Below are 15,685 nucleotides of genomic sequence, written 5' to 3'. Positions count from 1 at the left end.
CACGCGCGCGGTGGCGCCGTTGCCCATGACTGAACCGCTTTCGCATGCGTACGGGAAAGGGCGCTCGGAGCCCAATTGACTAAAGCGCATTAGTGGCCACAGCTTGGCCGGTCTTCGATTCGCTGTCAACGGTTCGGTCGAAGCAACTCAACTTACCTGTCCTGAGCTGGGGTTAAGGCCTATTTCGCGGCCAACCGTTGACACGTACTAAACCGCATTAGTAGCGTCAGCGCCGCCGCGAGGGAGGACATTGCCCCGCGCCACTTTCTGTCCAGGTCCGAGCAAAGGAGCCCCGGCCATGCGGATATCCCGTAGAGCAGTCACTGCCACGGCGATCGCGATCACTTCGGCACTCGTCATGACGGCCTGCGGGGGCGACGGGGGGTCGGGCGGCGGCAGCAACGACGCGTCCGGGAAGATCGAAGGCACCGTCAAGTTCCAGACCTGGAACCTCAAGACGAACTTCAAGGACTACTTCGAGGGCGTCATCGACGGCTTCGAGAAGAAGTACCCGGACGTCAAGATCGAGTGGATCGACCAGCCGGCCGAGGGCTACGCCGACAAGCTGAGCGCCGACGCCGCAGGCGAGACGCTGCCCGACGTCGTCAACGTCTCCCCGGACCTGGCGACCCCGCTCGCCAAGGCGGGCCTGGCGCTCAACCTCGACGAGGCCGCGGCCAAGTACAAGGGCGAATACCTCGAAGGCGCCTGGAAGAGCCATGCGATGCCGGGCAAGGAGGGCACGTACGCCTTCCCCTGGTACCTCAACACCGGGCCGATGTTCTACAACAAGAAGCTCTTCAAGGACGCGGGTCTCGACCCCGAGAAGCCCCCGACGTCGTACGACCAGCTCTTCAAGGACGCCCTGACGATGGCGGACGAGAGCAACGGCAAGATCGCCATGCTCGCCAACGCCCCGGCCGTCGAGGACTTCGGGCGCTACGGCGTGAAGCTGATGAACGACGACATGTCGAAGTTCACCTTCAACGAGCCCAAGGGCATCGAACTGGTCGAGAAGTACAAGGAGTTGTACGACGCCAAGGCGCTCGACTCCGGCGCCCTGACCAGCGTCGCCGAGTCGGCCGGCCGCAAGTTCCAGCAGCAGTCCATCGCCATGAACCCGGGCGGCGCCGGCGACCTGGCGAAGTACAAGGACGAGGCCCCGAGCCTGTACAAGAACATCGGCATCACGCCCGCGGTGAACAACACCGGCAAGGACAACATGTACGTCCAGGGCCTGATGGTGAACGCCACCTCCAAGGTCAAGCCGGCCGCCGTGGCGTTCGCGCACTGGGTGACCGACGCCGATAACCAGATGGCGTTCGCGCACAAGGTGGCGATCTTCCCGTCCACCAAGGGCAGCCTCGACGACAAGTACTTCTCCGAGGACGGCGGCACCGACGAGGGCCGGGTCCGGGTCGCCGCCGCCAAGGCGCTCAAGACCGCGGTCAACTACACCCCCGCCGTCTTCAGCGAGCAGATGAAGACCGCCCTCAAGAACGAGGTCGCCAAGGCGATGCAGGGCAAGAAGTCCGCGAAGCAGGCCCTGGACGACGCGGCCGCCGAGTGCGACAAGCTGCTGCAGCAGGCCGGCTGAGCGGAGGCTCAGCCCAGGGAACCTGGACCATGACTGCCCTGTCGACGAGGAACCCATGACTGCCCTGCCGACGACGAACGGTGAGCCGGTCGCCAAGACCGGACCGGCCACCGGCTCCCCGGCCACCCCCCGCTCCCGCACCACGCCCGGCGCCGAGCGCCGCAAGGGCATCCGCACCCATCTGCCCGGCACCCCCTGGCTGTTCCTGCTGCCCGGCCTGGCGATCATCGGGGGCTTCGTCCTCTTCCCGTTCCTCTCGACGGTACGGAGCTCCTTCACCGACCGGCGCACCCTCATCGAGGGGCAGTGGACCGGCGGCGCCAACTACCAGGAGCTGATCCATGACGACATGTTCTGGACCGCCCTGCGCAACAGCCTGCTGTACATGGCCGGCGTCGTCCCGCTCCTGGTGATCCTGCCCCTGCTGCTCGCGATGCTCGTGCAGAAGTACCTCCCGGGCATCGGCTTCTTCCGCTCCGCCTTCTACACCCCGGTCGTCGCCTCCGTCGTCGTGGTCGGCCTGATCTGGGTCTGGCTCCTCGACGACCGCGGCCTGGTCAACGCCGTGCTCGGCGCGATCGGCGTCGGGCCGATCTCCTTCCTCAGCGACCAGTGGCTGCTGCTCATCAGCGCCATGCTGGTCACGGTCTGGAAGGGCCTCGGCTACTACATGATCATTTACATGGCGGCGCTCGGGAACGTACCGCGCGAACTGCACGAGGCCTGTGCCGTGGACGGCGCGGGAGCGGTCCGCCGCTTCTTCACCGTCACCGTCCCGGCCGTGCGCTCCACCATGGTCCTGGTCGCCGCCCTGTCCTCGGTCAACGCCTTCAAGGTCTTCTCCGAGGTCTATCTGATGGCCGGGCCGAACGGCGGTCCCGGCGGCGAGGACACCACCCTCGTCATGCTCATCAAGCAGGTCGGCACCGGCCTGACCGGCCGCGTCGGTTACGCCTCGGCCCTGTCCGTCGTCGTCTTCGTCATCACACTCGGCCTGATGCTGCTCGTGCTGCGCGCCGACCGGAAGGAGGACGCGTGAGCACCCAGGGCACCACCACCAAGTCCCGTACGCGCAAAGGGATCAAGGCCAGGTTCGAGGCCGAGGGCGGCCGCCGCCCGCCGGTGTGGCAGCTCGTGCTGCGCTACCTGCTGCTCCTCGCCGTCTTCGCCCTCCTGGTCGGCCCCTTCCTGTGGCAGCTGTCCACCTCCCTCAAGGGCCCCGGCGAGGACATCTACAGCTACCCGCCCGACCTGCTGCCCTCCGAGCCGACCCTCGGCAACTACTCCAAGGTCGCGGAGCTCATCCCGGTCTGGGACTTCGCTCTGAACTCCCTGAAGGTCGCCACCGCCAACGTCCTCACCAACTGTGTGGGCGCCGCGCTCGCCGGATACGCCCTGGCCCGGCTGAAGTTCAAGGGCCGCAAGCTCGCCACCGTGGCCTTCGTGATGGCCATGCTGGTGCCCGTCGAGTCGATCATCATCGCCCAGTTCATCACCATGCGGGAGCTGCAGCTCAACAACACCCTGACCGGAGTGGTGCTGCCCGGCTGCATCGGCGCCCTGAACGTGCTCCTCATGCGCAACGCCTTCTCCAACATCCCGTACGAGATCGAGGAGGCCGCGTACTGCGACGGCGCCAACGCCTGGCAGCGCTTCACCCGGATCGCGCTGCCCGCCGTGAAGGGCACCGTCGCCGTCGTCGCGATCTTCTCCTTCATGGGTGCCTGGGACGACTTCCTGTGGCCGCTGATCGTGCTGAGCGACCAGTCCAACTTCACGCTCACCATCGGACTGGACTACCTGCACGGCACGTTCGCCAACAACCAGCGCCTGGTGGCCGCCGGCACCATCATCGCCGTCGCCCCGCTCATCGTGATGTTCGCCTGTCTGCAGCGCTACTTCTTCCGCGGGGTCGGCGAGGGCGCGGTCAAGGGCTGAGCCCGGTGACCGCCACCCGTCCACCCCTGTACCGCAAGGACTTCCCTGTGCCCGACGCCCCCCGCACCCTGCGCTTCGGCGCCAACTACACGCCCACCCAAGGCTGGTTCCACCACTGGCTGGACTTCGACCTCGATGCCGTACGCGCCGACCTCGACTCGATCGCGGCCCTGGGCCTCGACCACATCCGGGTCTTCCCGCTGTGGCCCCTGTTCCAGCCCAACCGCACCCTGATCCGGCCCCGGGCGGTCGAGCAGCTGGTGCAGCTCACGGACGCCGCCGCCGAGCGCGGCCTCGACGTCAACGTGGACGGCCTGCAGGGGCACCTGTCCAGCTTCGACTTCCTGCCCGCCTGGACCCAGACCTGGCACCGGCGCAACATCTTCGCCGACCCCGAGGTGATCTCCGGCCAGGAGGAGTACCTGCGCACCCTCGCGGCCGCACTCGCCGACCGGCCGAACTTCCTCGGCATGACCATCGGCAACGAGATCAACCAGTTCTCGCACGACCCGCACCCCGACCCGGACCGCATCTCCCATGAACAGGCGGCCAGTTGGCTGGAGCGGATGCTCGCGGCCTGCGAGGCGGGCGCACCCGGCAAGTTCCATCTGCACGCCGAGTACGACGCCGCCTGGTATCACGACGCCCACCCCTTCACCCCCGCCCAGGCCGCCCGGCTGGGCGCCGCGACCGCCGTGCACTCCTGGGTCTTCAACGGCACCGCCCAGCGCCACGGACGTACCGGCACGGCGACCGAGCACCACGCCGCGTACCTGATCGAACTGGCCCGCGCCTGGCACACCGACCCGCACCGGCCGCTCTGGCTGCAGGAGGTCGGCGCGCCCGCCCCGCACATCCCCGCCGAGCACGCCGCGCACTTCACCGAGCAGACCATCGCCAACGCGCTGGACTGCGCAGACGTGTGGGGCGTCACCTGGTGGTGCTCGCACGACGTGTCCCGCGACCTCGCCGATTTCCCCGAACTCGAATACAGCCTCGGCCTGTTGACCAACGACCGCGAGGTCAAGCCCGCAGGCACGGCGATCGCCCGGATCGTCGAGGACTGGCGAGGACGCAAGCACCGGCCGCAGCCGCGTACGACCGCACTCGTCGTGGACACCGGCGACACCCTCGCGTCGCCGAAGCGGGCCACCTGCGCCCCCGGCGGCGCCTTCTTCGAGGCCTGGACCACGCTCACGGCCCAGGGCGTCCGCCCCGCCGTGGTCCTCGCCGAGCACGCGCACGACACGGCACACCTGGCCGCCCGCGGCATCACCGCGGTGGTCACCCCCGAAGAGGTCGACTGATTCCCTCATCAAGGAGAAACCAGCCATGACCCGCACACCTCCCACCCTCCGCACCAGCGACGTGAGAGCCACCGGCCCCACGCGCCGCACGGTCGTCCTGAGCACCGCCGGCGCGGCCGCGGCCCTGCTCGCGCCGTCGGTGGCCCACGCGGCGGCCGGCAAGCCGCAGGCCGTCGAGAACCTGCAGCCGTACGCCTCCTACTGGTTCCCCGACTCGCTGCCCACCGGCACCCCGGACCCGGGTGCCGTGTGGCGCTCCTTGAAGACCTGGACCCCCGAGGGCGACGCCGACCTCGCCTTCAACCGCTCGACCGTGCCGCTCGCGAGCCGCTTCACGCCCGTCCCCGTGAACACCACGGCCCGCGCCGGACAGGCCCGCATCGACTCCCTGGTCTCTTTCGCCCCGACCGCGGCCAACCCCTCGCAGGGTGCCGCCACCGCCGACTACTACGCCCTGACCCACTGGGCGTACATCGACGAACTCGTCTTCTGGGGCGGCTCGTCGGGCGAAGGCATCGTCCTGGCCCCGAACGCGCCGGTCGTCGACGCCGCCCACCGCAACGGCGTGCCCGTCCTCGGCAACATCTTCCTGCCGCCGGCCGCGTACGGCGGTCAGCTCCAGTGGACCCGCGACCTGGTGCAGAAGGACTCCCTCGGCAGATTCCCGATCGCGGAAAAGCTGGTGCGGGTCGCCACCTCGTACGGTTTCGACGGCTGGTTCGTCAACACCGAGACCGGGGGAGGGGACGCCGCGCTCGCGGCCCAAATGATCGCGTTCCTCAAGGAGTTGAAGCGCCTGGGTGAGCCGCACGGGCTGCGCGTCAACTGGTACGACTCGATGGTCAAGTCGGGCGCGATCAGCTGGCAGGACGACCTCAACGCGCAGAACCAGGACTTCTTCCTGGCGGCCGACTCGATGTTCCTGAACTTCAACTGGACAGCGGAGGACCTCTCCTCCTCCGGGCAGCTCGCTCAGGACCTCGACCGTGACCGCTACGAGCTGTGGGCGGGCATCGACGTCGAGTCGAACGGCTGGAACACCCAGGTCAAGTGGGACGCGGTCATCCCCTCCACCGGCTCGCACGTCACCTCCTTCGGCTTCTACCGGCCCGAGTGGACCCGCAACCAGCTGCCCGCTCAGACCCGCACCCCCGGCCAGTTCCACGCGGCCGACGACCGCTTCTGGACCGGCGAATCGCTCGACCCCGCCAAGCCGGGCGGCACCTGGCGCGCCCCGGCCTCCGCGGTCGCCGACCGTTCCACCGTCTCCGCGCTGCCCTTCGGCTGCAGCTTCAACACCGGTCACGGCCTCAAGTGGTACGAGGGCGGCGCGGTCCGCTCCGACGCCGCCTGGAACCAGCTCGGCCTCCAGGACCGCCTGCCCGGCCGCCGCTGGGTCGTGCGCACCACCGGCAGCCGCCCGGCCGTCACCCTCGACTTCGCCGACGCCTGGCGCGGCGGGTCCAGCCTCCTGGTTAGCGGCACCCTCAACAAGCCCACAACCGTCGAACTGCACGCCACCCGGCTGCCGTTGAGCTCCGCGACCGTCGTGGAGCTGACCCAGCGCGTCGAGTCGGGCTCGGTCAAGGTCGAGCTGGGCGTCGCCCTGCGCGAGCCGGCCAAGCCCGGCGCCCCGCTCACGTACAGCTTCCTGCCCGCCGGGACCCTGAGCGCGGGCGGCTGGTCGAAGGCGACCGTGCGGCTGTCCTCGCTCGGCACCGGCACGGTGTACGGCCTGGCGGTACGGCTGTCCGGCAGCGGCGCGGTGAAGTACCGGCTCGGCGGGCTCACCGTCCGCGACGCCGACGAGCCGGTGCCCGCCCCGAGCGGGCTCAAGGTCGACAAGGCCACCGCCGACGGCCAGTTCCGCCTGTCGTGGCAGGGCGCCTCCGGGCGTGTCCGCCACTACGAGCTGTACCGCGTCCTGAAGGACGGCACGCGCCGCTTCCTCACCGGGACGTGCGCGAACGCCGCCTACGTGAAGGGGCTCACCGCCGCACAGGGCGAGAGCGCCGTCACCTTCGAACTGCGCGCAGTGGGCGAGCTGTTCAGGACGTCCTCGCCGGTCACGGCCACCCGCCCCTGGTAACACTGCCCTGGTAGCACCACCCGTCCGAACCTCAGATACGGAGCCCCTCATGCACGACGACCGCGCCCTCGTCGAAGCCCGCCTCAAGCGCGTACTCGACGAGCGCATCCGCCCGGCCGTGTACCCCGCGTCGATACCCCTGCAGGTCGAGGCCTGGGTCGCCCCCGGCGAACCGGTCCCGGTGGCCGAAGGCCTCGCCGCGACGCACACGCCGGTCAAGGTCGGCGAGGCGTGGGGGGCTCCGTGGGGAACGACCTGGTTCAAGGTCACCGGCGAGGTGCCGGCCGAGTGGGCCGGCAAGACCGTGGAGGCCATCCTCGACCTGGGCTTCGACGAGAACATGCCGGGCTTCCAGTGCGAGGCGCTGGTCTACACGCCCGAGGGCGAGCCGCTGAAGGCGATCAACCCGCGCAATCAGTGGGTACGCGTGGGTGACCCGGTGAGCGGCGGGGAGCGCGTCGAATGGCACCTTGAGTCCGCGTCCAACCCGGTGCTCCTGGACTACAAGCCCTTCCAGCCGACGCAGCTGGGCGACAAGGAGACCGCGGGCGACGCGCCGCAGTACCGCCTGGAGCGCATGGACCTCGCGGTCTTCGACCGTGAGGTGTGGGAGCTCATCGCCGACCTGGAGGTCGTCGGCGAGCTCATGGCGGAGCTGCCGGTCGAGGGCGGCCGGCGCTGGGAGCTGCTGCGCGCGGTCAACCGCTGCCTCGACGCCGTCGACCTGCAGGACGTGAACGGCACTGCGGCCAGGGCGCGCGCGGAGCTCGTCGAGGTGCTGAAGGCGCCCGCCGACGCCTCCGCGCACCGCATCAGCGCCATCGGGCACGCCCACATCGACTCCGCCTGGCTGTGGCCGCTGCGCGAGACGGTGCGCAAGGTGGCGCGTACGACGTCGAACATGACCTCGCTCCTGGAGGACGAGCCGGAGTTCATCTACACCATGTCCCAGGCCCAGCAGTACGCCTGGATCAAGGAGCACCGCCCCGAGGTGTACGCCAAGGTCAAGAAGGCCGTCGCCGAGGGCCGCTTCGTCCCCGCGGGCGGCATGTGGGTCGAGTCGGACACGAACATGCCGGGCTCGGAGGCGATGGCCCGCCAGTTCGTGCACGGCAAGCGGTTCTTCCTCGACGAGTTCGGCATCGAGAACGACGAGGCCTGGCTGCCCGACACCTTCGGCTTCGCCGCCGGACTGCCGCAGATCATCAAGGCCGCCGGGTCCAAGTGGCTGCTCACCCAGAAGATCTCCTGGTCGCAGATCAACAAGTTCCCGCACCACACCTTCAACTGGGAGGGCATCGACGGGACGCGGATCTTCACGCACTTCCCGCCGGTCGACACCTACAACTGCTCCATGCTGGGCCGTGAAATCGCCCATGCGGCAAAGAACTTCAAGGACAAGGGCGTCGCCAAGCACTCCCTCGCGCCGACCGGCTGGGGCGACGGCGGTGGCGGCACCACCCGCGAGATGATCGCCAAGGCCCGTCGCCTCAGGGACCTCGAAGGCTCGGCGAAGGTCGTCTGGGAGACCCCGGCCGACTTCTTCGCGAAGGCCGAGGCCGAATACCCCGAGCCGCCGGTCTGGGTCGGCGAGCTCTACCTGGAGTTGCACCGCGCGACCCTCACCAGCCAGGCCAAGACCAAGCAGGGCAACCGCCGCTCCGAGCACCTCCTGCGCGAGGCGGAACTCTGGGCCGCGACGGCCGCCGTACGGGCCGGATTCCCTTACCCGTACGCCGAGTTGGACCGCATCTGGAAGACCGTCCTGCTCCACCAGTTCCACGACATCCTGCCCGGCTCCTCCATCGCCTGGGTGCACCGCGAGGCGGAGAAGACGTACGCGGCGGTGGCGGCCGAGCTCAACGGGATCATCGCCGCGGCGCAGACAGCTCTCGCCGGCGATCCCGCGGCGGGCAACGAGATCGTGTTCAACTCCGCGGCACACACCCGCTCCGGCATCGCGCCGGGCGGCGCGGGTCGGGCCACGGTCACCGGTGAGGTCACCCTGGCGGCGCGGCCCGGCGGCGGCCACGTACTCGACAACGGCCTGCTGCGGATCGAGATCGACGAGCGGGGCCTGGTGGTCTCGGCGTACGACATCGAGCACGACCGCGAGACGATCGCCCCCGGCGGGGCCGCGAACCTGCTGCAGATCCACCCGGACTTCCCGAACATGTGGGACGCGTGGGACGTCGACGAGTTCTACCGCAACGTCGTCACCGACCTGACGGACGCCGACTCGGTCACCGTCGCCGCCGAGTCCCCGTCCGCCGTCTCCATCGAGGTCGTACGCTCCTTCGGCGCATCCCGCGCCACCCAGGTGCTCACCCTCGGCGCGGGCGACAAGCGCCTCGACATCGATACCGAGGTCGACTGGCACGAGACGGAGAAGTTCCTCAAGGCCGCCTTCCCCGTCGACCTCCACGCCGACCGGTATGCCGCCGAGACCCAGTTCGGCCACTTCTACCGGCCGACCCACACCAACACCAGCTGGGAGGCGGCCAAGTTCGAGGCCTGCAACCACCGCTTCCTGCACCTGGCCGAGCCGGGCTGGGGCGTGGCCCTGGTCAACGACTCGACGTACGGCCACGACGTGACCCGCGCGGTCCGGCCCTCGGACTCGGGCACGACCACCACGGTCCGCCTCTCCCTGCTGCGCGCCCCGCGCTTCCCCGACCCGGAGACCGACCAGGGCATACACCGCTTCCGCTACGCCCTGGCGCCCGGCGCGTCCGTCGTCGACGCGGTCCGCGAGGGCTTCCGCATCAACCTGCCCGAGCGCCGGATCGCGGGCGACGCGGAGGTCGCCGCGCTGGCCGGCGTGGACAGCGACGCGGTCGCGATCAGCGCGGTCAAGCTGGCCGACGACGGATCGGGCGATGTGGTCGTACGTCTCTACGAGGCGGGCGGCGGTCGCGCCAGGACCTCGCTGCGGCTCGGCTTCCCGGCGACCTCCGTGGTCGCCACGGACCTCCTGGAACGTCCGCTCGCCGAGGCGCCCGCCCATGAAGTGGTGGACGGGGCGGTCGAGTTGAGCCTGCGGCCGTTCGAGCTGGTGACGCTGCGGCTGACGAGGTAACGGGCCCCTTCGCGGAACGTACGGCCCCGGGCGTCCTGCGTACCGGGGCCGTACGCCGCTGTTCACCGGGCGTACGTACGGCGGGCCCCCGCAGTTGGCGTGCCCCGCACAGCCTTCTCGTCGACACGACGCCGAGGAGAGGCCCCCAGTGCAGGACCATGTTTCCCCCCGAGGCCGCAGAGGCCTTGCCGTGACCGGTATCGCCCTTACGCTCGCATTCATGACGATGGGCACCCCCGCGCAGAGCGCGAGTTACGGCACGCCGACGATCTCGCTGTCGGCGGAGTACCTGTCCGGAGCGGTCGGCGCGAGCGGAGACCCGACGGTGACCGCGACCGTCGCGCAGAGCGGCGCCGAAGCCTCCGCGCTCACCGTGAGCGCCACGGCGAGCACCAAGTCCTCCGTGGCCGGCACCGGCGACGTGGCCGTCACCGGCACGGGCCCCACCCGTCGGATCGCGGTCTCGGCGCGCGGTCAGGGCTACACCGATCTGACCTTGAAGGTCACCGGCGTGAACGGCGCGACCGCCACCAGGACGCTGCACTACGCCGCGTCCGCCGCCGTGCAGCAGGGCCAGGACAGCCGCTACTTCACCGGCTCCAGCGACGCCTCCGCCGCGGTCGACGTCGGCGGCGGGCACGTCGTGGTGGCCGACGACGAGTCCAACGTGCTGCGCCTGTACGACCGTTCGGCGTCCGGCGCGCCCGTGAAGACCTGGGACTTCAGCTCCCAGCTCGGCGTCACCAAGGAGGTCGACATCGAGGGCGCCGCCCGCGTCGGCGACACTATCTACTGGACCGCGTCGCTCGGCAACAACAAGGACGGCGAGTACAAGGCCGCCCGCAACACCCTGTTCACCACCAAGGTCAGCGGCAGCGGCGCGGCCACGGTGCTCACGTACGGGGGCGCGTACAAGAAGCTCCGGGACGACCTGATCGCCTGGGACGTCGCGGCGGGCGGCCGGTACGGCTTCGAGAAGGGCTCGGCCGACGGCCAGGTGCCCAAGCAGATCGACGGGTTCAACGTGGAGGGCCTCGAGTTCGCACCGGGCTCGACCACCACCGCCTACCTCGGCTTCCGCGCGCCGCTGGCCCCGGCCGTGCCTGGCGGCAGGGCACTGCTCGTCCCGATCACCAACATCGACAAGGTCGTCACCGGTGCCAAGGCGACCTTCGGCACCCCCGTCGAACTGGACCTCGGTGGGCTGAGCATCCGCGACATCCGCAAGAACGCCGCCGACCAGTACCTGATCGTGGCCGGGTCCTGGGCCGCCGATGACAACTCCGACCCCTACGCCCTCTACGCGTGGGACGGCATCGCGGGCCACGCCCCGGTCAAGCGGATGGACCTGCCGACCGCCGACCCGGGCGGCTGGGAGGCCGTCGTCGACGTCCCCGACCTGACGGCCCCGGGCGCCCGCGCCCAGCTGCTCACCGACAGCGGCTCCGCCGACCTGTACGGCGACGGCACGGCCGCCAAGGACCTCACCCACGCCGAGTGGAAGAAGGCGCGGGCGACCTGGTTCACGGTGACGGGCTGACCCGCGTCGGCGGTACCGCCCATGTTCGGCGCGTCACCGGCCCACGGCAGGCGTCATGCCTTGACCCAGCGCTTGACCAGAGCGATGAAGGCCGGCTCGCTCTCCTTGATGTCGTCGAGGTCCTTGAACGTGACCACGGCCCGGTCGCTTGAGCGCCACTGCATCAGGCCGGTGTCGTCGACGAAGGAGAAGGTCCCGGTGTCGTCCTTCACCTTGGCTCCCCGGTGGAGGATGAGCTGGATGTCCGTGGACTTCAGCTGGAAGGTCACCCGGTCGACGCCGTCGTAGCAGAAGCTCGGCGCGTTCCACTTCACCTGCTCGGTGATCTTCGGGTCGGCCTGAAGGATGGCGGAGCGCAGGTACTCGACGGCTTCCTTCTGCGGGTGATCGACCTTCTCCATGAGCTGGTCGACCTTGTCGCTCTGGTTCGTCATCGTGTGTGGTCCTCTTCGCGGTCGGCGGCGGGATGTCCCTATATCTGCCAGTGTGCGGCATGGGCAGGCGGTGACGAGGCCGCTACGGTCTGGGCATGGAATGGGGAACCGTACCGGCATGGGCAGCCGTCGGGGCATCCGCGTTGGCTCTCGTGATCAGCTGTTTGGCGTTGCTGCAGAGCAAGCGGTCCGCCGATGCCTCGACCCGCTCCGCCCAGACCGCCGCCGACGCCCTCGAGTTCCATCGGCGGGCCGCGCAGCCGCGGGTCGCCCTGGCGATCAGTCGTCTGGGGTCCGGCACGTACCGGCTGACGAACGGAGGCACGGCTCCCGCCCTCGCGCCGGCCCTGGCCGCCGACGACGTGGCACTCGTCCGATGGCGTGAACCGGTGGGTGACGTCCTGCACCCCGGCGATTCCCGGGTCTTCACCCTCAACGGGTCCCGCCCCTCACGCCTCAGATTCAGCTGGGAAGGGCACGAAGAGGTCGTGCATGTTCCGGTTCCGCCACCGGGGTAGTCGCCGTCGTGGAACCCTTGGGGGAGGGGCCGGCACTCGCCGGGATTTCGGTGATCGGGGGAGCATGTGAGTACACAGGGACGCCGTCTTCGCCGCGCACGGCTGGTCGTGCCGGCTGCCGTTCTCGCCGCGGGGCTCACGCTGACCGCGTGCGGTGGGTCCTCGTCGGACGAGCCGAAGGGGCAGGACAAGTTGCCCTTCCCGGCCGGGAGCAAGTCCGGCGCCGCATCGTCGGGGGACTCCTCAGGAGACTCCTCGGGGGGCTCCTCGAAGGGCGGCCTGACCTCCGTCACCTACAGCACCGATCGGCCGCAGACCAAGGCCGAGTTGGAGCAGACCGTCGATCTGATGCGGCGGCGTGCCGAGGCCCTGAAGATCGACGGCGTACGCATCGAGGTGGCCGGCAACGACATCGTCGCCACCGCCCCGGGGAAGCGCGAAGAACAGCTGGTGGCGCTGGCTCAGACGGCCCAGCTGGACTTCCGCCCCGTCGAGTCCGTCACACCGCAGGAGTCGGGGGAGCGGTGCAGGCCGGCAACGGCCCCGGCGTCGAAGCCGCTCGGCGCATGTGGAAGGGACGACCACATGGAGTACGGGCTGGGGCCGGTTGCCGTGGCCGGCACCGATGTGGCCGACGCGGACGCGAAGTTCGACTCCAACATCACGACCTGGAAGGTGAACCTGACGTTCACGTCGAAGGGCACGAAGAAGTTCGCCGACGTCACCGCCCGCCTGGCCGCCCAGCAGCCGCCCGCCAACCAGTTCGCGATCGTGCTGGACGGCGAGGTGCTGTCCGCGCCGTCCGTAAGCCAGCCGCTCACCCAAGGAGAGGCCGAGATCTCCGGCAACTTCACCCAGCAGTCGGCCGAGGAACTGGCCGCCTTCCTGCGGGCGGGTGCTCTGCCGGTAGTCCTGAAGGTTGACAGCGTGACCAGCCTGCCCGGCTGACCGGTCACCCGCGGGCCCCCACCTCGAAGGTGTCCTTCGTCCAGGCCCGCGCCTGATCGCTGAGGGTGAAGCCGAGGCCGGGTCGGGAAGGCACGTGCATCCGGCCCTCGCTGGTCTCCAGGCGCTCGTTGAACAGCGGCTCGAGCCAGTCGAAGTGCTCCACCCAGGGCTCGCGCGGGTAGGCCGCCGCGAGATGCAGGTGGATCTCCATCGCGAAGTGCGGGGCCAGTTGCAGGTGATGGTGGTCGGCGAGGGCCGCGAGCTTGAGGAACTGGGTGATGCCGCCGATGCGCGGGGCGTCGGGCTGCACGATGTCGGCCGCGCCCTGACGGATCAGCTCGTAGTGCTCGGCGACGCTGGCCAGCATCTCGCCGGTGGCGATCGGGGTGTCGAGGCTCGCGGCGAGCGCCGCATGGCCCTGCGCGTCGTACGCGTCGAGCGGCTCCTCGATCCAGGTGAGCCCGAACTCCTCCATGGCGCGGCCCATGCGCTGTGCGGTGGGCCGGTCCCACTGCTGGTTGGCGTCCACCATCAGCGGTACGTCGTCGCCGAGGTGCTCGCGTACCGCGGTGAGGCGGCGCAGGTCCTGCTTGCCGTCGGGGTGACCGACTTTGATCTTGATGCCGCCGATGCCGTGGGTGAGGGAGGCCGACGCGTTGTCCAGGACCTCGGGGGTGGGCGTGTGCAGGAAGCCGCCCGAGGTGTTGTAGCAGCGCACCGAGTCGCGGTGGGCGCCGAGGAGCTTGGCGAGCGGCAGGCCGGCCCGCTTGGCCTTGAGGTCCCACAGGGCGACGTCGAAGGCGGCGACGGCCTGCGTGGCGAGCCCGCTGCGGCCGACGGAGGCACCGGCCCAGACGAGCCTGTCCCACAACTTGCCGATGTCGCTGGGGTCTTCACCGATGAGGACCGGGGCTATCTCACGTGCGTGGGCGAACTGGCCCGGCCCGCCGGCCCGCTTGGAGTAGCTGAAGCCGATCCCGTGGTGGCCGCCCTTCGTCGCGATCTCGGCGAACAGGAACGCCACTTCGGTCATGGGGCGCTGGCGACCGGTGAGCACCTTCGCGTCGCTGATCGGCGTGGCCAGCGGAAGGACGACGGAGGAGAGCCTGACCCGGGCGATGGTGTCGAGCGTGGCCGCGCCGGGGCGCAGGGCGGCGGGCAGCGCAGGGTTGGTCGGCCGGTCCGTGGCGCTGGGGAGTGCGGTCATGGCTCTGTCCTTGGGGTGGGAGGGGTGAGGGCGGGCGGGGCGCGGGGAGAGGGTCAGGACACCTTCTTGACGAGGTCGGCCAGTTCGGCGACCTCGACCTCGGTGAGGTCGGTGAGCGGGGTGCGTACCGGACCGGCGGAGCGCCCGACCGCCCGCATGCCCGCCTTGACGATGCCGACCGCGTAGCCGGGGACGCGACGGCGGATCGCGCAGTACGGCAGGACGAACTCGTTCAGGCGCCGGTGGACCTCGGCGGTGTCGCGGCCGCGTACGGCGTCGTAGAAGTCGAGGGCGAACCGCGGCAGGAAGTTGAAGATGGCGGACGAATAGGTGGTGACGCCCAGCTCCAGATAGGGCAGGGCGAAGGTCTCGGCGGTGGGCAGCCCGCCCACGTACAGCAGACGCTCGCCCAGGCGTGCGTGGATGCGGGTCATCAGCTCCAGGTCGCCGACGCCGTCCTTGAACCCGATGAGGTTCGGGCAGGACTCGGCGACTTCCGCGACGGTCGTCTCGTCGTAGACGGCGTTGGCCCGGCTGTACAGGATCACGCCGAGCCGCGTCGCCCGGCACACCGCCTTCACGTGTGCGGCCAGGCCCTCCTGGGAGGCCTCCGTCAGATACGGCGGCAGCAGCAGAACGGCGTGCGCGCCGTCCAGTTCGGCCTGCCGGGCGAGTTCCACTGCGGTCGCGGTGCCGCCGCCCGCGGGGGCGATCACGGGCAGCCCCTCGGGAGCCTCGCGCACCGTGGCGGAGACGACCCGCGAGACCTCCTCCTGGGTGAGGGAGAAGAACTCGCCGGTCCCGCCGGCCGCGAACAGGCCCGCGGGCGCGAAGCCGCTGAGGTGGGCGACGTTCTCCCGGTAGCCCGACTCGTCGAAGGAGAAGTCGTCGTGGAAGTGGGTGACGGGGAAGGACAGCAGACCGCTGCCCAGCTTCGTCGCGACCTCTTCGGGCGAAAACTGCGACATGGTCTCGAACTCCTCAAGCGGCGCAAGGCGAGTGATACGGGCGTTGATGCGGATGTTCGC

General features: G+C 69.9%; 12 protein-coding genes. 9 read left to right on the top strand and 3 right to left on the bottom strand.

Features of this window, described 5'->3' with window-relative positions; all coding sequences use genetic code 11:
• Positions 1-298 precede the first annotated feature (298 nt).
• The 7 genes from OG430_RS05430 to OG430_RS05400 all read left to right on the top strand — a co-directional run bounded on the left by OG430_RS05430 (position 299) and on the right by OG430_RS05400 (position 11,550).
• Complete coding sequence (locus OG430_RS05430; protein ID WP_327351256.1) at positions 299-1,597, top strand: ABC transporter substrate-binding protein; 1,299 nt, start codon at positions 299-301, stop codon at positions 1,595-1,597.
• Between the two features lie 55 nt (positions 1,598-1,652).
• Entirely contained in the window at positions 1,653-2,636 is a 984-nt protein-coding gene (locus tag OG430_RS05425) for a carbohydrate ABC transporter permease (protein WP_327351255.1), read from the top strand.
• 41 nt (positions 2,637-2,677) lie between these two features.
• The gene (locus OG430_RS05420) at positions 2,678-3,535 is read left to right on the top strand and encodes a carbohydrate ABC transporter permease (protein WP_327358965.1); all 858 of its coding nucleotides are present in this window, start codon (positions 2,678-2,680) and stop codon (positions 3,533-3,535) included.
• Between the two features lie 68 nt (positions 3,536-3,603).
• Positions 3,604-4,842 carry a glycoside hydrolase 5 family protein gene (locus OG430_RS05415; RefSeq protein ID WP_327358964.1) on the top strand — a complete coding sequence of 413 codons (1,239 nt, stop codon included), beginning with the start codon at positions 3,604-3,606 and terminating at the stop codon, positions 4,840-4,842.
• 25 nt (positions 4,843-4,867) lie between these two features.
• Positions 4,868-6,931 carry an endo-beta-N-acetylglucosaminidase gene (locus OG430_RS05410; protein ID WP_327351254.1) on the top strand — a complete coding sequence of 688 codons (2,064 nt, stop codon included), beginning with the start codon at positions 4,868-4,870 and terminating at the stop codon, positions 6,929-6,931.
• A 49-nt stretch (positions 6,932-6,980) separates the two neighbouring features.
• Positions 6,981-10,010, top strand: a complete 3,030-nt coding sequence (locus tag OG430_RS05405) for an alpha-mannosidase (RefSeq protein WP_327351253.1) — start codon at positions 6,981-6,983, stop codon at positions 10,008-10,010.
• 220 nt (positions 10,011-10,230) lie between these two features.
• Positions 10,231-11,550: a hypothetical protein gene (locus tag OG430_RS05400; RefSeq protein WP_327351252.1), complete on the top strand. Its 1,320-nt coding sequence runs from the start codon at positions 10,231-10,233 to the stop codon at positions 11,548-11,550.
• 53 nt (positions 11,551-11,603) lie between these two features.
• Here OG430_RS05400 and OG430_RS05395 read toward each other — a convergent pair whose 3' ends face one another.
• The gene (locus tag OG430_RS05395) at positions 11,604-11,984 is read right to left on the bottom strand and encodes a DUF1801 domain-containing protein (RefSeq protein ID WP_327351251.1); all 381 of its coding nucleotides are present in this window, start codon (positions 11,982-11,984) and stop codon (positions 11,604-11,606) included.
• A gap of 95 nt (positions 11,985-12,079) precedes the next feature.
• Between OG430_RS05395 and OG430_RS05390 the strand changes: the two genes are divergently transcribed.
• Positions 12,080-12,502 carry a hypothetical protein gene (locus OG430_RS05390; RefSeq protein ID WP_327351250.1) on the top strand — a complete coding sequence of 141 codons (423 nt, stop codon included), beginning with the start codon at positions 12,080-12,082 and terminating at the stop codon, positions 12,500-12,502.
• 66 nt (positions 12,503-12,568) lie between these two features.
• A complete protein-coding gene (locus OG430_RS05385; RefSeq protein ID WP_327351249.1) occupies positions 12,569-13,450 on the top strand; it encodes a preprotein translocase subunit SecD in 882 nt (293 codons plus the stop codon).
• 4 nt (positions 13,451-13,454) lie between these two features.
• Here OG430_RS05385 and OG430_RS05380 read toward each other — a convergent pair whose 3' ends face one another.
• Positions 13,455-14,657, bottom strand: coding sequence for an L-talarate/galactarate dehydratase (locus OG430_RS05380; RefSeq protein ID WP_327351248.1), 1,203 nt, complete (start codon positions 14,655-14,657; stop codon positions 13,455-13,457).
• 53 nt (positions 14,658-14,710) lie between these two features.
• Complete coding sequence (gene kdgD / locus OG430_RS05375) at positions 14,711-15,625, bottom strand: 5-dehydro-4-deoxyglucarate dehydratase (RefSeq protein WP_327351247.1); 915 nt, start codon at positions 15,623-15,625, stop codon at positions 14,711-14,713.
• Positions 15,626-15,685: the final 60 nt, after the last annotated feature.

This window comes from Streptomyces sp. NBC_01304, from assembly GCF_035975855.1.
Lineage (GTDB): Bacteria > Actinomycetota > Actinomycetes > Streptomycetales > Streptomycetaceae > Streptomyces.
This window is presented reverse-complemented; position numbering and strand designations above follow the sequence as displayed.

Excerpts from the sequence above, each read along its gene's own strand:
- OG430_RS05430 (WP_327351256.1), top strand. The coding sequence starts at position 299 with ATGCGGATATCCCGTAGAGCAGTCACTGCCACGGCGATCGCGATCACT.
- OG430_RS05425 (WP_327351255.1), top strand. The coding sequence starts at position 1,653 with ATGACTGCCCTGCCGACGACGAACGGTGAGCCGGTCGCCAAGACCGGA.
- OG430_RS05410 (WP_327351254.1), top strand. The coding sequence starts at position 4,868 with ATGACCCGCACACCTCCCACCCTCCGCACCAGCGACGTGAGAGCCACC.
- OG430_RS05405 (WP_327351253.1), top strand. The coding sequence starts at position 6,981 with ATGCACGACGACCGCGCCCTCGTCGAAGCCCGCCTCAAGCGCGTACTC.
- OG430_RS05400 (WP_327351252.1), top strand. The coding sequence starts at position 10,231 with ATGACGATGGGCACCCCCGCGCAGAGCGCGAGTTACGGCACGCCGACG.
- OG430_RS05395 (WP_327351251.1), bottom strand. The coding sequence starts at position 11,984 with ATGACGAACCAGAGCGACAAGGTCGACCAGCTCATGGAGAAGGTCGAT.
- OG430_RS05390 (WP_327351250.1), top strand. The coding sequence starts at position 12,080 with ATGGAATGGGGAACCGTACCGGCATGGGCAGCCGTCGGGGCATCCGCG.
- OG430_RS05380 (WP_327351248.1), bottom strand. The coding sequence starts at position 14,657 with ATGACCGCACTCCCCAGCGCCACGGACCGGCCGACCAACCCTGCGCTG.
- kdgD (WP_327351247.1), bottom strand. The coding sequence starts at position 15,625 with ATGTCGCAGTTTTCGCCCGAAGAGGTCGCGACGAAGCTGGGCAGCGGT.